The organism is Streptomyces sp. NPDC020917 (assembly GCF_044333795.1).
In the GTDB taxonomy this organism is placed as follows: Bacteria; Actinomycetota; Actinomycetes; order Streptomycetales; family Streptomycetaceae; genus Actinacidiphila.
Map to the genome: position 1 here is coordinate 1 of NZ_JBIRRR010000057.1, position 1719 is coordinate 1719.

General features: G+C 69.0%; 1 protein-coding gene. It reads left to right on the plus strand.

The window, feature by feature from the left end; all coding sequences use genetic code 11:
* Positions 1–74: 74 nt before the first annotated feature.
* Positions 75–1655: an IS1182 family transposase gene (locus ACH4TG_RS40920; RefSeq protein ID WP_398248407.1), complete on the plus strand. Its 1581-nt coding sequence runs from the start codon at positions 75–77 to the stop codon at positions 1653–1655.
* Positions 1656–1719: the final 64 nt, after the last annotated feature.

Consider the following 1719-nt stretch of genomic DNA (forward strand, 5'->3'; position numbering starts at 1 on the left):
CCTAGAAGAGTCATGAAGATCTTGGAGTTCTGGTCCCGCCGCGTGAGTGGCGGGGCCAGAGTGGTTTCGTGGTGATGGGGGAATGGGCCGGGGACACGGTCGGGCCGGATGTGTGGGAGACCTGCCGGGGGTTGATCCCGGCTGGGAGTGTGTTCGCGTTCCTGGCCGAGCACCGTGGTGTGCTGTTCCCGGCGGGGATGTTCGCGGACATGTATCCGTCGGCGAACGGGCGGCCGAGTATGCCGCCGCAGGTCCTGGCCGCTGCGATCACGCTGCAGGCCCTGCATGGCCTGTCCGACTGGGAGACGGTCCAGGAACTGCGGTGTGACCTGCGGTGGAAAGCGGCCTGTGGACTGGGCCTTCATGACATGGCGTTCGATCCGTCGCTGCTGGCCTACTTCCGCCGCCGGCTGGCCCGTTCGGCCCGGCCGAATCGGGTCTTCGAGGCTGTCCGTGAGGTCGTGGCGGCCACCGGTGTGTTGAAGGGCAAGCACCGCCGGGCGCTGGATTCCACCGTGCTGGACGACGCGGTGGCCACCCAGGACACCGTCACGCAGATCATCGCCGCCATCCGGGCGGTGATCAGAGAAGTCCCCGGGGCCGGCGAGGTGGCTGCGGCCCACTGCAGCGCGCACGACTACAACGACCCGGGCAAGCCGAGGATCGCCTGGAACGACGAGCAGGCCCGTGCCGACCTCGTCGACGCCCTGGTCGGTGACGCGCTGCAACTGCTGGGGCACCTGCCCGAGCAGCAACTCGGTGAGAAGGCCGCGAACGCGGTCGGCATCCTGGCCCTGGTCGCAGGCCAGGACGTCGAGCCAGCCGAGGACTCCGACGGGCGCGACGGACGCTGGCGCATCAGCCAGGGCACAGTGCCGAACCGGATGGTCTCCACCGTCGACCCGCAGTCCAGGCACGTGCACAAGACCCGCAGCCATCAGCAGGACGGTTTCAAGGCCCACATCGCATTCGAGCCCGAGACCGGTTTATACACCGCCGTGGCTCTGCGGCCCGGCGCCGGAGCCGAGCACCACGAAGCCAGCGTCGGCCTGGACCTGCTGGCCGACGAGGACAGCCCGGTGGACGCCTTCGGCGACACCGCCTACTCCGCCGGCGACACCCGCCAAGCCCTGCACCACACTGGGCACCGGCTGTTCTTCAAGCCCGCCCCACTACGGCCCGCCGTCCCCGGCGGCTTCACTCTGGACGACTTCGCCATCGACACCGCCGCCGCCACGGTCACCTGCCCCGCCAAGCACACCGTTGCCCTGTCGGATCCCGGCGGACAGCATCACCAGCGCAAGGCGGCGTTCGGGAACCTGTGCACCGGATGCCTGCTCCGCCAGCGGTGCACCAAGGCCAAAGCCGGCCGCATCCTGACCATCCGCCCACACCACGACCTGCAAGCGGCCGCCCGCCGCCAAGCCGCCACCGACCCGGACTGGCAAGCCGACTACCGCCGCTGGCGACCACCGGTGGAACGCGCCGTCGCCTGGCTCGTCCAGCACGGCAACCGCAGACTCCGCTACCGCGGAACCATCAACAACAACATGTGGCTCCACACTCGAGCAGCCGCCCTCAACCTCCGCCGACTGATCAACCTCGGACTCACCCACACTGACGGCAGCTGGCAACTCACTCCGGCCACCGCATAGCGAACCGGGGCTGCCCAGCCTCCGACCGGACAGCCCCTCACCAAGATCTTCATGAGTCTTCTAG

Excerpts from the sequence above, each read along its gene's own strand:
- ACH4TG_RS40920 (WP_398248407.1), top strand. The coding sequence starts at position 75 with ATGGGGGAATGGGCCGGGGACACGGTCGGGCCGGATGTGTGGGAGACC.